The organism is Eubacterium sp. OM08-24, assembly GCF_003438075.1.
Taxonomy (GTDB): domain Bacteria; phylum Bacillota; class Clostridia; order Oscillospirales; family Acutalibacteraceae; genus Ruminococcoides.
In genome coordinates, this window is record NZ_QSTA01000021.1 from 1 (window position 1) to 659 (window position 659).

Consider the following 659-nt stretch of genomic DNA (forward strand, 5'->3'; position numbering starts at 1 on the left):
TAAACAATAATTTAGAGCAACAAGCTCAGGCAATATATCAGCAGATGTTCATTGATAATGCAAGCTCAGATTGGACAGAAGGCACATTGAGCGATATAGCCGATATTACAATGGGACAGTCCCCAAGTGGAAGTAGCTACAACGAAGATGGTAATGGCACAATTTTCTTCCAAGGTCGAGCCGAATTTGGTTTTAGATTTCCAAGCGTTCGCCTTTATACAACTGAACCGAAGCGAATGGCTTGTGCTAATGACACTTTAATGAGTGTTCGAGCGCCTGTCGGCGACCTAAATGTGGCTCATACCGATTGTTGTATCGGTCGAGGACTTGCCGCTATTCATTCAAAGAATAATCATCAATCTTTTGTGCTATACACAATGTTTTATCTCAAAAAACAGTTGGATGTTTTTAATGGAGAGGGTACTGTGTTTGGCTCAATTAACAGAAATTCGCTGAACGAAATGCCTATCCTTATACCATCAAGTGAAAAGCTTGATGAATTTGAGGCATTAGTTGCTCCAATGGATGCCGCTATTCACAACAATTACGATGAAATCTGTCGTTTAGAGCAACTTCGTGATTCATTATTGCCGCAACTTATGTCCGGCGAACTTGATGTCTCCGACATCGACCTTTAAGCCGCTAAATTATTGTTTATC

General features: G+C 40.7%; 1 protein-coding gene. It reads left to right on the plus strand.

The genetic code is table 11. The features are described 5' to 3' along the window. Window positions 1–638: restriction endonuclease subunit S (locus tag DXC23_RS12300; RefSeq protein ID WP_242997524.1), on the plus strand; the 638-nt coding region annotated here is incomplete at its 5' end. Between the last annotated feature and the right edge of the window lie 21 nt (window positions 639–659).